This is a genomic window from Comamonas sp. HJ-2 (genome assembly GCF_053615495.1).
The window spans coordinates 221,486-238,576 of record NZ_JBSIFD010000003.1 but is presented as its reverse complement, the minus strand read 5'-3'; the positions used below and the strand labels follow the sequence as shown (position 1 = coordinate 238,576).

The following is a 17,091-nucleotide window of genomic DNA, read 5'->3' as shown; positions in this document are numbered from 1 at the left end:
AATTGTGGATTTTGCGCATGTTCAGGTGTCGTTTTGCGCGGTGCAGCATGGTACATTCCTGCTCGCCATGTCATATGAACCCGATGGCCAGGCTCCCCCGAGTCGGTGGCAAGCGGGTATTTCCCCTCAGTTCAGAGAGACAAAGTCATGAAGATTCATGAATACCAAGGCAAGGAAATCTTGCGCCAATTTGGTGTGCCCGTTCCCCGTGGCATTCCTGCGTTTACCGTGCAAGAGGCTGTTGAAGCAGCCCAGAAGCTGGGTGGACCCGTGTGGGTGGTGAAGGCCCAGATCCACGCTGGTGGCCGCGGCAAGGGCGGCGGCGTGAAGGTTGCCAAGTCCATCGAGGACGTGCAAAAACTGTCCGAGCAGATTCTGGGCATGCAGCTGGTGACTCACCAGACCGGCCCCGAAGGTCAGAAGGTTCGCCGCCTGTACATCGAAGACGGCGCCGACATCAAGAACGAGCTGTATGTGTCGCTGGTGACCGACCGCGCCACACAGAAGGTTGCCCTGATCGCTTCCAGCGAAGGCGGCATGGACATCGAGGAAGTGGCTCACTCCACTCCCGAAAAGATCATCACCGAGATGATCGACCCCCTGACCGGCATCACCGAAGCGCAATCGCGCAAGGTGGCAGCTGCCATCGGTCTGGAAGGCAAGTCCGTGGATCAGGCCGTGGATCTGTTCGCCAAGATCTACAAGTGCTACATGGACACCGACGCGTCGCTGGTGGAAATCAACCCCCTGAACTGCGACTCCAAGGGCGACCTGATGGCCCTGGACGCCAAGTTCAACTTTGATCCCAACGCTCTGTTCCGTCACCCCGAAATCGTGGCTTTCCGCGATCTGGACGAAGAAGACGCTGCCGAAATCGAAGCATCCAAGTTCGATCTGGCCTACATCTCCCTGGACGGCAACATCGGCTGTCTGGTGAACGGCGCCGGTCTGGCCATGGCCACCATGGACACCATCAAGCTGTTCGGCGGCGAACCAGCCAACTTCCTGGACGTGGGCGGCGGCGCTACGGCCGAGAAGGTGACCGAAGCCTTCAAGATCATGCTCAAGAACCCCGAAGTCAAGGGCATTCTGGTCAATATCTTCGGCGGCATCATGAAGTGCGACACCATCGCCACCGGCGTGGTCACTGCTTGCAAGGCCGTGAACCTGTCCGTGCCTCTGGTCGTGCGCATGAAGGGCACCAACGAAGAACTGGGCAAGCAAATCCTCAAGGATTCCGGCCTGCCCATCATCGCTGCCGACACCATGGCTGAAGCAGCGACCAAGATCGTTGCTGCCGTTAAGTAATACGCCCCGGAGATAGAAACATGTCGATCTTTATCAACAAAGACACCAAGGTCATCACCCAGGGCATTACTGGCAAGACCGGCCAGTTCCACACTGAAAAGTGCCAGGAATACGCGAACGGCAAGAACTGCTTCGTGGCAGGCGTGAACCCCAAGAAGGCTGGCGAAAAGATTTTCGACATCCCAATCTTTGGTTCCGTCAAGGACGCTGCCAAGGAAACCGGCGCTACCGTGTCCGTGATCTACGTGCCTCCCGCAGGTGCTGCTGCTGCCATCTGGGAAGCTGTTGAGGCCGACCTGGACCTGGCCATCTGCATCACCGAAGGCATCCCCGTGCGCGACATGCTGGAAGTGCGCAACAAGATGAAGGCCAAGGAAGCTGCCGGCGGCAAGAAGACTCTGCTGCTGGGCCCCAACTGCCCCGGTCTGATCACGCCTGACGAAATCAAGATCGGCATCATGCCCGGTCACATCCACAAGAAGGGCCGCGTGGGCGTGGTGTCCCGTTCCGGCACGCTGACTTACGAAGCCGTGGCTCAGCTGACCGAACTGGGCATTGGCCAGTCCTCCGCCGTCGGTATCGGTGGCGACCCCATCAACGGTCTGAAGCACATCGACGTGATGCGCGCTTTCAACGACGATCCCGACACCGATGCCGTGATCATGATCGGTGAAATCGGCGGTCCCGACGAAGCCGAAGCTGCCCAGTGGTGCAAGGCCAACATGAAGAAGCCTATCGTGGGCTTCATCGCCGGCGTGACTGCGCCTCCCGGCAAGCGCATGGGCCACGCAGGTGCCCTGATCTCCGGCGGTGCCGACACGGCTGAAGCCAAGCTGGCCATCATGGAAGAGTGCGGCTTCACCATCACCCGCAACCCTTCCGAAATGGGTCGCCTGCTGCAAGGCCTGCTGAAGAAGTAAGCCCGTGCAAAAGTTCGTGATACAGCGTTGAATTTACGCAGTATTACGAACTGGCAAGATGGGCTTAGCGCCCTACACTGCCTCCACTCTTAAAAGAAAGCGCCGCGCAATGCGGCGCTTTCATATTCAAAACAGTGGAGTCAACATGGAAATGCTCAATAGCGCCGATTTCTGGATCGGCCTGGTGAAGATCATCTGGATCAACATCATTCTCTCCGGCGACAACGCCGTGGTCATCGCACTGGCCGCGCGCTCTCTTCCCCCTGAACAGCAAAAGAAGGCCATCATGTTCGGCTCCGGCGCCGCCGTGGTGCTGCGTATCGTGCTGACCGTGGTGGCTGCCAAGCTGCTGGAACTCTCCTTCCTGCAGGTTGTGGGCGGTTGCCTGCTGCTGTGGATCGGCTATCAGCTGCTGACCGGCGACGAAGACGGCGAGGGCGAATCCAAGGGCCATGGCTCCATGATGACCGCCATCCGCACCATCCTGATTGCCGACCTGGTGATGAGCCTGGACAACGTGATTGCCGTGGCCGCGACCGCCCAGGGCAATATGGTGCTGCTGATCCTGGGCCTTGCCATTTCCATTCCCCTGGTGATTTTCGGCTCCACGCTGATGATCAAGCTCATGGAACGCTTCCCCGTCATCGTCACGCTGGGCGCGGCGCTGATCGGCTGGGTGGGCGGCGAGACCATCGTCAACGACAATCTGCTGCATGGCTACACCATGGCTCACCCCTGGCTGCACTATGTCGCTGCTGCAGCGGGTGCCGTGCTGGTGGTCGGACTGGGCAAGTTCATGCAGGCACGCTCTGCAAAGAAGGAAGTCGCTGCGGCCTGATCGCCCCGGAAGTCTCTCCCCAAAAAACGCACTGTGGATTCACAGTGCGTTTTTTTATGGCCGCAGTGCGGATGACAAACTGTGTGAACATCTGGCGGACACCAACCTTCGTGTAACCCCAGGCTTGTTAGCCTTGTCGCCATGCAGATATCGGAACTTGCCAGCCTGTCGGGTGTGTCCGTACACGCCATTCGCCACTATGAGAGTCTGGGCCTGATTGCCGCCAGTCGGCGTCCTTCCGGCTATCGCGAGTTCGATGACAGCGTGATCCGCGAGCTGCGATTCATCGCCATGTCGCGGCAATGTGGCTTCTCTCTTGCGCAGATTGCCGAGGTATTGCCGGCCTACCGCTGCAAGTCCCTGACGGCCAGCCAGATCGTCTGCAGGCTTGAGGAGCGCATTGCCGAGATCGATGCCGAAATCGCCAAGCGCAACGCTCTGCGTCAGCACCTGGTTTCCCATGTGGAATGGTTTCGTCTGCGCGAGCAGCGGCCAGCCTCGAAACCGGGATTTCCTCGCGTCTCTGCGCGAGGCGGCAATGATGCCGGTTCATCCGGCAGGAGGGGGAGCAAGTCATGACACCGCAGAACGAACACTTTGCCCGAGACATCAGGGCGCTGGTGCTGTCCATGCCAGTGGCGCAGATGCTGCAACTGCGCTTTGAGCGCATAGAGCCCGGCGAGGTCGATCTCTGCCTGCCCTATCAGGACAGTCTGAGTTTCAGGCCCGGCCAGTTGCAGGCAACGCCGGTCTTTGCCATCGCAGACTTTGCTGCCGTATCGGCGGCAGGGACGCTGCTGCCACCGGGCTGGATCAATGCCACCGTGGACTGCAGCATCAAATACCTGGCGGCGGCCAATGGCACGAGCCTGCTGGCCCGTGGCCGCGTCATCCAGGCCAGCAAGCTGCTGACAGTGGCCCGGGCGGATGTGTTTTCCTGCCGCGAAGGCCAGGAGCTGCTGTGCGCCACCATGCTGGCCACGGCGCGGAATCTGGCGCCTGCGCAGTAGGAGGCCTTTTGGGGTGCTGTAGCGCCTGAACGCTGGATGCTATCGAGGTTGATTTTTCTCGATAGCGGGCCTGTAACCGGCCGGGTCAGCGCCTTCAAGGCAAACTACAGCCCATCATGAAGACCCAGTACTACACCGCTTCCAGCCTGGACGGCTTTCTTGCCACCGAAGACGACTCTCTGGACTGGCTGTTTCCGTTGGGCAGCCTGACGCAGTCCAGCTATCCGGGCTTTATTGCCCAGGTCGGTGCGCTGGCCATGGGCTCGTCCACCTATGAGTGGATGGTCCGCAACGCCGATGCGGTGAAGAAGGAGAGCGGCGCGGCCTGGCCTTATGCACAGCCTGCCTGGGTTTTCTCCAGCCGTCAGCTGCCGTTGATAGAGGGAGCCGATGTACGCTTTGTCAGCGGCGATGTGCGGCCCGTGCTGGCAAGCATGAGGGCTGCAGCCGGCGACAAGAACATCTGGATCGTGGGTGGCGGAGATCTGGCGGGACAGTTCCATGACGCGGGCCTGCTCGATGAAGTCATCGTGCAGATTGGCTCGGCCACTCTGGGCCGTGGCAAGCCTTTGTTGCCGCGCCGCTTGCTGAGTCCCGTGCTGCAGCTGCAGTCCGTGCAGCAGATGGGCCCGGGAATGGCCGAGCTGCGCTACACCGTGTGCAAGACGCAGCCGCCCGCGAATTAACGGCTGCTTCTGGCAGGCCAGAGCACCGAAGCAATCGCCACCACCATCAGGCAGACAGCAGTCCAGTCCTGCCAGTGCAAGACCTCGCCCAGCCACCAGGCGCCCACGAACACGCCCAGCACCGGAATCATCATCACGCTCAGCGTGGAGGCCACGGGCGGCAGGCTGCGGGCCAGATAGAACCACACGGCCTGGGCGAAGCCCAGCACCAGCACACCATTGAAAGCGATGGCAGCCAGAGCGCTCTGGTCGGGCATATGCCATTGCTGGCGCTCGAAAACAAAGGCCAGCACGGTCAGCACCACGGTGGTGATGGCCACCATCCACAGCGACAGCGTCATCAGCGGCACCGGTGCCTCGGTGCGGCGCAGCAGCTGCGTGCCCCAGGCCCAGCCGGCGGCGGCGATCAGCATCAGCATCACGCCCAGGGGCTTGCTGCCCAGAGCGCCAACTTCATGCCACAGCAGCAGCAGCACGCCGGCAAAGGCCGCTCCCACGCCGGCCCAGGCGCGGGCGCCCAGCCGGTCCTTGAAGAACAGGCTGCCGAACACGGCCGAGAAGATGGGCATGGTGTAACCCAGAATCGCCGCGCGCCCGCTGGACAGCGTGGGGATGGCAATGATGATCAGGCAGTGCCAGAGCACCATATTGAACAGCGTGAGCTTGGCCAGCTGGCCCCAGTAGCTGCGCGGTATGGTCAGCGGCAAGCGCTGGCTGGTCACAAACAGGGCCAGAATCGGCAGGCCTATCCACATGCTGACCATGCGAAAACTCAGAGGCGGGAAATGCTGTACGCCGAGCTTCATTACCGGCCAGTTCAGGCCCCAGACGATGGTGAGCAGGACGAGAAGAATGAGCTGTTTGGGCGTGAACGAAGGCATGGGTGTGGATTATCTCCCCCCGGGATGACTTTCTCCCCCTGTGGCGCTTCGCGCCTTCCCCCTCTCTCTACGCGCTGCGCGCTATGGGAGGGGGACGACAGCCTCGCTGCGGGGCGGCCCTTGCTCGCTGTCTCTCCACTGGTGTGTGCCAAGTTTGACGTCTTGCTGCAAAACCTGTGGCAAGGCTTGGAAGGGGTGAACAATTAAAATCCCCCTTTATGACTTTTATCGACATGCTGCGCGACGCGTCCACGCGCAATGACTCCATGCTGTGCGTGGGTCTGGACCCCGAACCCAGCCGCTTTCCCGGTGCCATGAAGGGCGATGCGTCCAAGATCTACGACTTCTGTGCAGCCATCGTCGATGCCACCCATGATCTGGTCAACAGCTTCAAGCCCCAGATCGCCTACTTTGCCGCCCACCGTGCCGAAGACCAGCTCGAAAAGCTGATGGAGCACATGCGCCGAGTGGCACCCCATGTGCCCGTGATTCTGGATGCCAAGCGCGGCGATATCGGCTCCACCGCCGAGCAATACGCCAAGGAAGCCTTCGAGCGCTATGGCGCCGATGCCGTGACGCTCTCTCCCTTCATGGGTTTCGACTCCATCACGCCCTATCTCAAGTACGAGGGCAAGGGGGCTTTTTTGCTGTGCCGCACCTCCAACCCCGGCGGTGACGATCTGCAGGCCCAGGTCCTGGCCGATGTGCCTGGCAACCCCCATATGTTCGAGCATGTGGCCAAGCTGGCCCAGGGCCCCTGGAACACCAACGGCCAGCTGGGCCTGGTGGTGGGTGCAACCCGTCCCAACGAGATTGAGCGCGTGCGTGCCGTGGCTCCCACCTTGCCGCTGCTGATTCCCGGCGTGGGTGCACAGGGAGGCGATGCCGTGGCGACCGTCAAGGCGGCCCGCATTGGCGGTGGACCCATCATCATCAACTCCTCGCGCGCCATTCTGTACGCAGGGCAGGGCGACGACTTTGCCAAGGCTGCACGCGAAGCCGCCATCGCCACGCGCGCCACGCTGCAGGCTGCAGCCCAGAGCTGAGCCAGGGTAGGCTCTGGCCATGCAAAGCAAATGGCTGGAAGACTTCCTGCTTTTGGCTCAGGAGCGCAGCTTCACCCGTGCGGCAGAGCTGCGCCATGTCACCCATCCCGCCTTCGGCCGGCGCATTCGTGCGCTGGAGGCATGGGCTGGAACCCCGCTGATCGAAGCGGGCGGCGGGCCGGTTCGCCTCACCCCGGCCGGTGAAGCCTTTCGCGACACCGCCGAGCAGATGGTGCGCACACTGGCCCAGTCGCATGACGAGCTGCAGGCCGTGGCCGGTCGGCAGGCCCATGTGATCACGCTGGCCACGGGGCGTACCCTGGCGCGCACCATCGTGGCCGACTGGCTGGCGCGCTACGGTAGCGTGCTGCAGACGGCGGAGATGCGCATCGTTACCCGCACACTCGACGAAACCGTGCACATGCTGCAGCGCGGCGAGGTCAGCTTTGCCCTGCTCTATCACCATGCGGCCATTGCCGTGCGACTGGATGGCCGTCAGTTCAGCTATCTGACGGTGATGAGCGACAAGCTGGTGCCCGTGGCGCGGGCCGATGCCGAAGGCAAGCCCTTGTTTGCACTGGCGCAGGCCCTGCTGCCCGGTGCCAGCCCCGTGCCCTATCTGGCTTTTTCGCACAGCATGGCGCTGGGGCGGCTGGCCGAAGATCATCTGGCCAGCCATCCGCTGTGGCCGCGTCTGCGCCGCTGCATCGAATGCGATTCGGCGGATGCCAATTACGAGTACGTGCTAAAGGGTCTGGGCGTGGCCTGGATGCCCTGGTCCATGGTGCAGCGCGACTGCCAGGACGGCCGTCTGGCGCTGGCCGGGGACGGCAGCCTGGACGTGCATTTCGATGTGCGGCTTTATCGGCCCAAACGCCGCCTGAGCACCGCTGCGGAGCAGTTCTGGACCGATATCACTGGCCAGTAAATGAGTGGTCACTCCTTTTTTGCCTGCGGCCAGACTTGAGGCTGGAAAAACAACAGCGGGTATCGGGCTCTTTGCGGCATTGCTCCCCCTCTATTTGCTCAAAAACGCGTTGATGTGCTGAAATGGCACGGAAATGTGCCAGATCGGCACTAAAAGGTTTTCTCCGTATTCGGACAATTACCTCATACAGATTCGGAATAGTTTCATGCAGAACACAAACATCCTCCGCCGTACCGCCATCGCTGCGGGCCTGCTGCTGGGCGCTGCCGTGGCAGTGCCTGCCATCGCCGCCGACAACTATCCCAGCAAGGCCATCACCATGGTCGTGGGCTACCCGGCCGGTGGCAGCACCGACCTGGTGGGTCGTCTGGTGGCCGACGGCCTGGCCAAGCACCTGGGCCAGCCCGTGGTGGTGGAAAACCTGGGCGGTGCCGGTGGCGCCATCGGTGCGCAGAAGGTGGCCAAGGCCCCTGCCGACGGTTACACCATCATGGTGGGCGCCAACAATGAGCTGGCCATCGCCAGGCTCATCAACAAGGCCGTGAAGTACAACATTGGCGACTTCACTCCCATCGGTCTGGTGGGTTCCCAGCCCATGGTGCTGGTCGCATCGCACAAGGCCGGCGTGAAGAACGCGGCCGAGTTCGTGAGCCTGGTGTCCAAGAACCCCGACAAGTTCAGCTACGGCAGCTCCGGCGTGGGCACGGCGCTGCACCTGGCCGGCGAGCTGGTCAAGGAGCAGGGCAAGCTGCAGATGACCCATGTGCCCTACAAGGGCGTGGCGCCTCTGACCACCGACCTGGTGGGCAACAACATCGAGTTCGGCGTGTTCGTGCTGTCCTCGGGCCTGCCCCATATCAAGGCCGGCAAGGTCGTGGCCCTGGGTACGACCGAAGCCAAGCGCTCGGCCATCACTCCCGATATTCCTGCCCTGTCCGAGCTGCCCCAGTTCAAGAACGTGGACATCAACAGCTGGTTTGCGCTGATGGCTCCCAAGGGCCTGCCCGCTCCCATCGCCGCCAAGCTGAAGAAGGCGCTGGAAGAAACCATGGCTTCGCCCGAGTTCCGCAAGAAGATGGAAGAGACCGGCAATGTGGTGGCTGATCCCAAGGTGGATGCCGGCAAGTACATCAACACCGAGATTGCCAAGTACTCGAAGATTGTTCAGTTCGCCAAGATCGAGAACTGATCTTGCGTTGACTGGCGGCGGCCTGAGGTCGCCTAGGTTTGAAAACGGCTTGTGCCTCTGGGGCGCAGGCCGTTTTTGTTTTTCTGCTGGTTGCAGGACAGAGGGCGGGTCTCGGCCCGCCTTGCCGACTCACTTTCTTGCTGGTGCAAGAAAGTAAGCAAAGAACACCGCTCCTGTTACCCACGCCCCCTTCGCTACGCTACGGGGTAACCTGCGCCGTCAACCTCTTGTGGCTGTTCGGCAAAACTCACTTCGAGCTTCGCTCTGCGCTCAAACACGTTGCCGTAAAAGTGATGACGATGCAGTTGCACTCTACGGTGCAACTGCCCGCCACAAGAGGCAGCCGTCGCAGGCGTGGGCAAAAGGGGCAATACCGAATGCGGGATAGCTTCTTTATGCTTTGAATAGCTGCTTCCGTAATCTGGATAAGCGCAGGGGCGCAGACACTCGGGTTGTGCTCTTTGCCTACTTTCTGATGGCCGAAAGTAGGTCGCGCGCCGGGGTGAAATCCCTGTCTCTGCCCTGAGATCAAGAAAAAATCAGGCTGCAACCCACATTCAGAAAGAGCGATACGCTATCAATTTTGATCAGTCCGTTGGCACCGCGCAGGTGACACCGCCCCCACATTCACCTTCTGCGCGGCGAGCGCCGCATCCAGCGTCTCCCCGAGCAGCAGATTGCGCGCCAGCAGGCTGTAGCCGGCGGCGCTCTGGATGCCATAGCCACCCTGGGCGGCAACCCAGAAAAAGCCCGGCACGGGCGTGGGCGAGGCATCCCAGCCTATCACCAGCTCGCCATCGGCGACAAAGCTGCGCAGGCCGGCCCAGGTATGCGAGGGGCGGCGGATTTGCAGCGTGGTGGCTTCCTCTATGTGATAGATGCCGGTCGCAATGTCCAGCTCTTCGGGCACCACATCGTGCGGTGCCACGGGGTCTGCATTGGCGGGTGAGCCCAGCAACTGGCCGGCGTCGGGCTTGATGTACCAGTTTTCATCGGCGCTGATGATGGCGGGCCAGTGCGTGGCATCCATGCCTTCGGGGGCCGGGAAGGTGAAGGCGCTGCGGCGCTTGGGCGTGATGCCGATGGGAGCCGCACCCACCATGGCGGCCACGACATCCACCCAGGCCCCGGCGGCGTTGACGATGACCTTGGCACGAAGGCTGCGGCCCTGGGGCAGGGCAATGTGCCAGAAGTCGTTGACGCGGGTGATGGCCTGGACCTCGGCGTTGCACCACAGATCGCCGCCGCGCTGGCGCAGGCCGCGGATATAGCCCTGGTGCAGGCCGTGCACATCGATGTCGCGTGCGCCGGTGTCCAGAAAGCCGTCCACCAAGACCTCGGTGTCGAGCACGGGAACCAGGGCCTTGAGTTGCTCGGCGCTCAGGCGCCGGGCCTCGGGGGAGTGGATGGTGGCTTCGGCGTAGGCGGCGTCGACCAGATCCTTTTGCTCGGCCGTGCCCACATAGAGCACGCCGCGCGGCGTGAGGATGGGAGCTTCGGCAAAACCGGCCGGTGGCGCATCGTAGAAGGCGCGGCTGGCGCGGGTCAGGGCCTGCACCTGGGCGGGCCCGTAATGCTCTTCAAACAGCGCGGCGGAGCGGCCGGTGGTGTGATAGCCGGGCTGGGATTCACGCTCCAGCACCAGCACGGAAGGCGGAGTATCGCCACCCGACTGCGCCAACTGCCAGGCGGCAGATGCACCGGCCATGCCCGCGCCCACGATGACGAAATCCCAGATATCTTTCTGCATTGCTTCTCTCCTCGGTGTCGCCGGCCATGGTCCTGCATGGCCGGCTGTGCTTGGTCAATCCTGGCTTGTGGCCGACTTGGCTCTGGATTTGGCGGGAGCCTTGTCCAGATAGGGCTTGAGGTAGCGGCCCGTCACGCTGGCCGGGTTGGCCGCGACTTCCTCTGGCGTGCCCTGAGCCACGACCTGGCCGCCGCCCGAGCCACCCTCGGGGCCCATGTCGATCAGCCAGTCTGCGGTCTTGATGACGTCGAGGTTGTGCTCGATCACGACAATGGTGTTGCCCGCATCGCGCAGCTGGTGCAGCACTTTCAGAAGCAGGGCGATGTCGGCAAAGTGCAGCCCCGTGGTGGGCTCGTCGAGGATGTAGAGCGTGCGGCCGGTGTCGCGCTTGGACAGCTCCTGTGCGAGCTTGACGCGCTGGGCCTCGCCACCCGACAGCGTGGTCGCGCTCTGGCCCAGGCGGATATAGGACAGGCCCACGTCCAGCAGGGTCTGCAGCTTGCGCGCAATGCTGGGCACATCCTTGAAGAAGGCATGAGCGTCTTCGACCGTCATCTCCAGAATCTGCGAGATGTTCCGGCCCTTCCACTGCACTTCCAGCGTCTCGCGGTTGTAGCGCTGGCCGTGGCAGAGGTCGCAGGGCACGTAGACATCGGGTAGAAAATGCATCTCCACCTTGACCACGCCGTCGCCCTGGCAGGCTTCGCAGCGGCCGCCCGAGACATTGAACGAGAAGCGCCCGGGGCCGTAGCCGCGTTCCTTGGCGGTATTGGTTTCGGCCATCAGCTCGCGGATGGGCGTGAACAGGCCGGTATAGGTGGCCGGGTTGCTGCGCGGCGTGCGGCCGATGGGCGACTGGTCGACGTTGATGACCTTGTCGAAATAGTCGATGCCCGCGATATCGTCATGCGCAGCCGGCTCGGTGCCTGCACGGTGTACCTGGCGTGCCACTTCGGCATACAGCGTGTCGTTGACCAGGGTGGATTTGCCCGAGCCCGAGACGCCGGTCACGCAGGTGAACAGACCGACGGGGAAGTCCACTGTCACGTTCCTGAGGTTGTTGCCGCGCGCGCCTTGCACGGTCAGCGCCTGAAGGTCGGTCCGCGCCTTGCTCGCAGATTCCCGCTTTTTGGCGGCCGTGACCGGAAAGCGCGATGTGCTTTGGCTGGTTTCGGCTTCACTTTCCTTGCGCAGCACGGGCAGCCAGGCGGTGCGCTGCCTGGGCACGGGAATGCTTTGCACGCCGCTCAGATAGCGGCCCGTGGGCGAATCGGGGCTGGCCTTGATGTCTTCATAGCTGCCCTGGGCCATGATGCGACCGCCATGCACGCCGGCGCCCGGGCCCATGTCGATGATCTGGTCGGCTGCGCGCATCATGTCTTCGTCATGCTCGACCACAATCACGCTGTTGCCGATATCGCGCAGGTGCTCCAGCGTGGCAATCAGCTTGTCGTTGTCGCGCTGGTGCAGGCCGATGGAGGGCTCGTCCAGCACATACATCACGCCCGTCAGGCCCGAGCCGATCTGAGACGCCAGGCGGATGCGCTGGGCCTCGCCGCCCGAGAGCGTGTCGGCGCTGCGGTCCAGGCTCAGGTAGGACAGGCCCACATCGTTGAGGAAGAGCAGGCGCGAGGCGATCTCGCGCACGATCTTGTCGGCAATCTCGGCCTTGGCACCAGCCATGCTCAGCTGCTTGAACCAGCCCAGCGCATCGGCCAGCGTGGCATGGCTGACCTCATAGATGGAGCGGGCCTGCTCGCCATCGCCCACGCGCACAAAGCGCGCTTCGCGGCGCAGGCGCGTGCCTTCACACTCGGGGCATTTGCGAATGCTGCGCAGCTTGGCCAGATCGTCGCGCACGACCTGGGATTCGGTCTCGCGAAAGCGGCGCTGAATATTGGGGATGATGCCTTCGAACGGGTGCGACTTGATAAAGGCCTCGCCCTTGCGTTCGCCGCTCTCGAAAACATAGTTGAACTCCATGGATTCGTCGCCCGAGCCAAAGAGAATCACGTCGCGCACCTTCTCGGGCAGCTCCTCGAACGCCGTCTCGGTGCTCACGCCATAGTGCTTGGCCACGCTCTCCAGCATGGAGAAGTAGTAATTGTTGCGCTTGTCCCAGCCCTTGATGGCACCGCTGGCCAGACTCAGCGACGGGAAGGGCACGACGCGGTCGGGGTCGAAGGCTTCGCTGTTGCCCAGGCCGTCGCAGGCCTGGCAGGCTCCCATGGGGGAGTTGAAGGAAAACAGGCGCGGCTCCAGCTCGGGCAGGGAATAGTCGCAGAGGGGGCAGGCGAACTTGGCGCTGAACAGATGCTCCTTGCCGCCGTCCATCTCCAGCGCGATGACGCGGCCGCCGGCATCGGCACCGCCGGCACGCAAGGCCGCCTCAAAGCTCTCGGCCAGGCGCTGCTTGATGTCTTCGCGCACCTTGACGCGGTCTATCACCACATCGATGTTGTGGCGCTCGTTCTTCTCCAGCTTGGGCAGGGACTGGGCATCGTAGATCTGCCCGTCGACACGAAAGCGCACATAGCCCTGGGCCTGGAGCTGCACGAAAAGCTCGGCGAACTCGCCCTTTTTCTCGCGCGCCAGGGGGCCGAGGATCATCAGCTTGGTGTCCTCGGGAAGCTGCAGCACGCTGTCCACCATCTGGCTGATGGTCTGGGCTTGCAGCGGTAGATTGTGGTCGGGGCAGAACGGTGTGCCGGCGCGGGCGTAGAGCAGGCGCAGATAGTCGTTGATCTCGGTCACCGTGCCCACGGTGGAGCGCGGGTTGTGGCTGGTGGCCTTCTGCTCGATGGAAATGGCGGGCGACAGGCCCTCGATCAGATCGACATCGGGTTTGTCCAGGCGGCCCAGAAACTGGCGTGCATAGGCCGAGAGACTCTCCACGTAACGGCGCTGGCCTTCGGCGTACAAGGTATCGAAGGCCAGGCTGGACTTGCCCGAGCCCGACAGGCCGGTGATCACAACCAGCTGGTTGCGAGGGATGTCCAGGTCGATGTTCTTGAGGTTGTGCGTGCGTGCGCCGCGAATGGCGATACGTGTCTGCGCCAGAGAACGGCCCAGATAGAGGCTGTCATCATGGACTTCAGAGGGCGAATCAGGCTTCAGGGACACGGGCGCTCCAGACGGGGAAAACTCTCCATGATAGTCAGACGGGCTTGCGCGTGACTAGATGATTCAGGTTCACGGACAATCTACGGTTTTATTTCCTCTCTTTTGCCCGGCAGTGGTTTAGTTAACCTGGGCATAAGACTTTGACTCTTGGCAAAATCTGAGCGTGAAAAAAATCAATACCTCCCCCAGCGCGGGCACGCAGGGCACGGACAAATCCTCTTCCACCATGACCACCCAGGAACGCCGCTCCAGCGGCGCCCTGGCGCTGATCTTTGCGCTGCGCATGCTGGGCCTGTTCCTGGTGCTGCCCGTCTTCATGCTGGAGGCACGCAAATACCCTGGCGGTGACGACCCGGCCATGATCGGCCTGGCCATGGGTCTGTATGGTCTGACCCAGGCCCTGTTCCAGTTGCCCATCGGTCTGGCCTCCGACCGTATCGGCCGGAAGCCGGTCATCGTCGCCGGCCTGCTGGTGTTTGCGGCAGGCAGCCTGATTGCGGCCATGGCCGACTCGCTGACCGGTCTGATGGCAGGGCGTGCCATTCAGGGCGCAGGCGCCGTGTCTGCCGCCGTCACGGCCCTGCTGGCCGATCTGACGCGCGATGGCGTGCGTACCAAGGCCATGGCCCTGGTGGGCGGCAGCATCGGCCTGATGTTTGCACTGGCGCTGGTGCTGGCGCCGCTGCTCAATGCTTGGATAGGCCTGTCCGGCATCTTCGGCCTGACCTGTGCGCTGGCGCTGGCCGGCATTGCCGTGGTGCTGTGGGTGGTACCGCCAGAGCCCAGGCAGCATGCCGATGCGCCCAAGGGCCGGTTCAGCGAGCTGCTGGGCCAGTCCGATCTGCTGCGCCTGAATTTTGGCGTCTTCATCCTGCATACCGTGCAGATGTCCATGTGGGTGGCCGTGCCTGCCATGCTGGTGCAGGCCGGTCTGGCCAAGGAGCAGCACTGGCATATCTATCTGCCGGCCGTGCTGCTGTCCTTTCTGGCCATGGGCCTGCTGTTTTCCATGGAGCGCAAGGGCAAGCTGCGCAAGGCCTTGCTGGGAGCCATTGGCCTGGTACTGGTCGTGCAGATCGGTCTGGGCATGCTGGCCGCCAGCGGCACCATTCCGACGGTCTGGTGCATGGCGCTGCTGATGTTTCTTTTTTTCTGCGGCTTCAATGCTCTTGAAGCCACCCAGCCAAGTCTGGTCTCGCGCATGGCTCCGGCGCCGCTGCGTGGTGCGGCCTTGGGTGCCTACAACACGCTGCAGTCGCTGGGCCTGTTTGCCGGTGGCGCTGTCGGTGGTGCAGTCGCCAAATTTGCGGGCGTGCCGGGCTTGTTCATCATGACGGCTGTGCTCGTTGCCCTGTGGCTGGTCGTGACCTGGCCGCTGCGCCCGGTGGGGCGTCACTGACTTACAGCAACACCCTCTGAGGCGCTGTGCGCCTAGGCGGCCCCGCCTTCCCCCTCTCTGCTACGCGGAGGGGGGACGCAGCCCTCGTAGCGGGGCTGCCCTTGCTCGGCTGCTCGCGCGCAGTGGCCCCTTTCCTGCTGGGGCACCATGTATCGCCGTGATGGGATATAGGGCAATCCCGTGCTCGTTATGGCTGGCTTGGGGCAGAATACGAGGTTCATTGGTTCGGGACCTTTCTTGACTACCCGGGCCACTTTTTGAAAAGGTATCTCTATGGCATCCGTCAACAAAGTCATCATCGTCGGCAATCTGGGTCGTGACCCCGAAATGCGCACCTTCCCCAGCGGCGATCAGGTGGCCAATGTGACCATCGCCACCACGGACCGCTGGCGCGACAAGAACACCGGAGAAAACCGCGAAGCCACCGAATGGCACCGTGTGGTCTTTAACGGCAAACTGGCCGAAATCGTGGGTCAGTACCTGCGCAAAGGCAGCCAGGTCTATGTGGAAGGCAGCCTGCGCACCCGCAAGTGGACCGACCAGGCCTCCGGCCAGGAACGCTACGCCACCGAAATCCGTGCCGACGCCATGCAGATGCTGGGCAGCCGGCAGGGCGGTGGTCAGCAGCAAGGCGGCTACGGCAGTGATGATGGCTATGGCGAAAGCAGCTACGAAGCACCCCGCCGTCAGGCTCCCGCTCCCATGCAGCAGCGCCCCGCACCGGCACCCATGCAGCAGCGTCCTGCTCCTGCACCCATGGCTCCTCCCCCCCAGCGCGCAGCTTCGGGGTTTGACGACATGGATGACGACATCCCGTTCTAAATCACGGATAGGTGGCTGTCGCCACTTTGCAAAGATTTGCAAAAAAGCCCGCGCTTTCAACGAGCGCGGGCTTTTCTTATATGGCGACTTGATAGATTGCGGGTGCGATTCCAAAGATGCTGCAGCCGAATGACAGCAAGGTTGAAAATTTCAATCGAATAGCTGGCTTCATCGAATTAGTGCAATAAGATGCAGCATGCAAGCGCGTTTCATCCAGTTACGATTGATGATTCAGCGCTGAATCACACACTCAAGTGGGAGTGGTCCTAGCCAGTGCAGCCAAGCAGGACTTGGCGTTTCCTCAGGAGCTTCGAGCATGCCGACTTTGGTCATCTCAATCGACGGCGCAGTCATCAAGGAAGTACAGCTCACCAAGGAGCGCACGACCTTGGGTCGTCGTCCTTACAACGACATCGTGATCGAGAATCTGGCGGTCAGCGGCGAGCATGCCGTGCTCACCATCTCTGGCGGCAAGGTCAGCATTGAAGACCTGCGCAGCACCAACGGCACCTATGTCAACGGTCGCGCCATCCAGAAGCAGGACCTGCTCAACGGCGACCTGCTGGACATTGGTCGCTACAAAATCCGCTTTCTCGATACCGTGAATGCCGATTCGAGTGCCCCGTCGCCTGCCCAGAGCAGCAAAAAGGCGCTGGCGCATATTTCCGAAGAGGCAGACAGCGGCTATGCCAAAGTCGCCAGCCCCTCCGGGTTTGGTGAAATCTCCAGCTTCAGTTCCACCATCCAGGGCTCGCTCGCCGCACTGCCCGAGCGCCACGCGGTGATTCGCATGCTCACCGGCAGCCTGGCCGGCAGGGAAATACCTCTTTTCAAGGTCGTCACCACCCTGGGCAAGCCTGGTGTAGCCATCGCCTCCATCACCCAGAAGCCCCATGGCTTTGTGCTCACCCAACTGGAGGGAGCAAGCGAAGACCTCAAGCTCAATGGCCAGGTGGTGGGCCCTCTGTCTGTGCCGCTGCTCAATGGTGACACGGTGGACCTGGCAGGCAGCACCATGCGCTTTGTCGTGGAGTGACTGGCCGGCTTGACGGGTGTTAAGCGTGTGACAAATTTGTCACCGCTTGCGATTGGATCGCCAAAATTGTTACTCAAACTCGCGTTCGTGTTGCCAAACGTGTCGTCTGGTGCAGGCTCTGCCTCTGTCAAATTGTTGGCATGCAGCTTGCTTGA

At 62.2% G+C, this 17,091-nt stretch carries 15 protein-coding genes; 12 read left to right on the top strand and 3 right to left on the bottom strand.

What is annotated here, in order from left to right; translation table 11 throughout:
- The first annotated feature begins 147 nt into the window (after positions 1-147).
- The 6 genes from sucC (at position 148) to ACWGXF_RS04520 (ending at position 4,762) form a co-directional block, all read left to right on the top strand.
- Positions 148-1,308: an ADP-forming succinate--CoA ligase subunit beta gene (sucC, locus tag ACWGXF_RS04545; protein ID WP_003064741.1), complete on the top strand. Its 1,161-nt coding sequence runs from the start codon at positions 148-150 to the stop codon at positions 1,306-1,308.
- Positions 1,309-1,328: 20 nt separating this feature from the next.
- Positions 1,329-2,228 (top strand): succinate--CoA ligase subunit alpha, encoded by a 900-nt coding sequence (gene sucD / locus ACWGXF_RS04540; RefSeq protein ID WP_452101706.1) that lies wholly within the window; start codon positions 1,329-1,331, stop codon positions 2,226-2,228.
- A 145-nt stretch (positions 2,229-2,373) separates the two neighbouring features.
- The gene (locus ACWGXF_RS04535) at positions 2,374-3,066 is read left to right on the top strand and encodes a TerC family protein (RefSeq protein ID WP_256629295.1); all 693 of its coding nucleotides are present in this window, start codon (positions 2,374-2,376) and stop codon (positions 3,064-3,066) included.
- Between the two features lie 141 nt (positions 3,067-3,207).
- Positions 3,208-3,645 carry a MerR family transcriptional regulator gene (locus ACWGXF_RS04530; protein ID WP_256629294.1) on the top strand — a complete coding sequence of 146 codons (438 nt, stop codon included), beginning with the start codon at positions 3,208-3,210 and terminating at the stop codon, positions 3,643-3,645.
- Positions 3,642-4,076, top strand: coding sequence for a PaaI family thioesterase (locus tag ACWGXF_RS04525; protein ID WP_057094127.1), 435 nt, complete (start codon positions 3,642-3,644; stop codon positions 4,074-4,076). Before ACWGXF_RS04530 ends, ACWGXF_RS04525 begins: the two co-directional genes overlap by 4 nt.
- Positions 4,077-4,192: 116 nt before the next feature.
- Complete coding sequence (locus tag ACWGXF_RS04520) at positions 4,193-4,762, top strand: dihydrofolate reductase family protein (RefSeq protein WP_003064723.1); 570 nt, start codon at positions 4,193-4,195, stop codon at positions 4,760-4,762.
- Here ACWGXF_RS04520 and ACWGXF_RS04515 read toward each other — a convergent pair.
- Complete coding sequence (locus ACWGXF_RS04515) at positions 4,759-5,643, bottom strand: DMT family transporter (RefSeq protein WP_003064721.1); 885 nt, start codon at positions 5,641-5,643, stop codon at positions 4,759-4,761. The genes ACWGXF_RS04520 and ACWGXF_RS04515 overlap by 4 nt on opposite strands.
- Before the next feature lie 218 nt (positions 5,644-5,861).
- Between ACWGXF_RS04515 and pyrF the strand changes: the two genes are divergently transcribed.
- The 3 genes from pyrF (at position 5,862) to ACWGXF_RS04500 (ending at position 8,806) form a co-directional block, all read left to right on the top strand.
- Positions 5,862-6,689, top strand: a complete 828-nt coding sequence (gene pyrF / locus ACWGXF_RS04510) for an orotidine-5'-phosphate decarboxylase (RefSeq protein WP_003064718.1) — start codon at positions 5,862-5,864, stop codon at positions 6,687-6,689.
- A gap of 19 nt (positions 6,690-6,708) precedes the next feature.
- The gene (locus ACWGXF_RS04505; protein WP_012840359.1) at positions 6,709-7,617 is read left to right on the top strand and encodes a LysR family transcriptional regulator; all 909 of its coding nucleotides are present in this window, start codon (positions 6,709-6,711) and stop codon (positions 7,615-7,617) included.
- Positions 7,618-7,822: 205 nt separating this feature from the next.
- Positions 7,823-8,806, top strand: a complete 984-nt coding sequence (locus ACWGXF_RS04500) for a Bug family tripartite tricarboxylate transporter substrate binding protein (RefSeq protein ID WP_012840358.1) — start codon at positions 7,823-7,825, stop codon at positions 8,804-8,806.
- Positions 8,807-9,383: 577 nt separating this feature from the next.
- Here the strand turns inward: ACWGXF_RS04500 and ACWGXF_RS04495 are convergent.
- On the bottom strand, positions 9,384-10,556 hold the full coding sequence (locus tag ACWGXF_RS04495; RefSeq protein ID WP_256629293.1) for an NAD(P)/FAD-dependent oxidoreductase: 1,173 nt from the start codon (positions 10,554-10,556) through the stop codon (positions 9,384-9,386).
- 54 nt (positions 10,557-10,610) lie between these two features.
- Positions 10,611-13,679: an excinuclease ABC subunit UvrA gene (gene uvrA / locus ACWGXF_RS04490; RefSeq protein WP_229227804.1), complete on the bottom strand. Its 3,069-nt coding sequence runs from the start codon at positions 13,677-13,679 to the stop codon at positions 10,611-10,613.
- Between the two features lie 226 nt (positions 13,680-13,905).
- On the opposite strand from uvrA, the gene ACWGXF_RS04485 reads away from it, so the two are divergent.
- The 3 genes from ACWGXF_RS04485 to ACWGXF_RS04475 all read left to right on the top strand — a co-directional run bounded on the left by ACWGXF_RS04485 (position 13,906) and on the right by ACWGXF_RS04475 (position 16,936).
- Positions 13,906-15,078: an MFS transporter gene (locus tag ACWGXF_RS04485; RefSeq protein WP_452101712.1), complete on the top strand. Its 1,173-nt coding sequence runs from the start codon at positions 13,906-13,908 to the stop codon at positions 15,076-15,078.
- Positions 15,079-15,351: 273 nt separating this feature from the next.
- Positions 15,352-15,900: a single-stranded DNA-binding protein gene (gene ssb / locus ACWGXF_RS04480; protein ID WP_003064700.1), complete on the top strand. Its 549-nt coding sequence runs from the start codon at positions 15,352-15,354 to the stop codon at positions 15,898-15,900.
- A gap of 316 nt (positions 15,901-16,216) precedes the next feature.
- Positions 16,217-16,936 (top strand): FHA domain-containing protein, encoded by a 720-nt coding sequence (locus tag ACWGXF_RS04475; RefSeq protein WP_039050359.1) that lies wholly within the window; start codon positions 16,217-16,219, stop codon positions 16,934-16,936.
- The last annotated feature ends 155 nt before the right edge of the window (positions 16,937-17,091 follow it).